Annotated in this window: 1 protein-coding gene; it reads right to left on the reverse strand. The window is 68.5% G+C overall.

Annotated elements, in window-relative coordinates:
* On the reverse strand, positions 1–286 hold a 286-nt coding region (locus EN786_RS37305; RefSeq protein WP_189524406.1), incomplete at both ends, for an aromatic amino acid lyase.

A 286-nucleotide genomic window follows, 5' to 3' on the forward strand; every position in this document is an offset into this window, starting at 1 on the left:
CGGCGACCGTCGCCCTGCCCTCGCCGATCAGCACCAGCGCGATATGGGCGTTATGCGTGAGATATCCGGCCGATCCTCGCGACGGAACGTCCGGAACGCAGCCCCGCTCGAGGAAGGTGAGCAGGTTGCGCACGATCTGCGGCCGCACGCCCGAATGGCCATGCGCGAAATTCGCCACCTGCGCGGCAATGACGGCGCGGATACTGCGTTCCGGCACCAGGTCGCCGACGCCGCAAGCGTGGCTGAGGATGATGTTGCGCGACAGCCTCTCCTGCAGGGCCGGCGC

The organism is Mesorhizobium sp. M4B.F.Ca.ET.143.01.1.1, from assembly GCF_004792275.1.
Classification (GTDB): Bacteria; Pseudomonadota; Alphaproteobacteria; order Rhizobiales; family Rhizobiaceae; genus Mesorhizobium; species Mesorhizobium abyssinicae.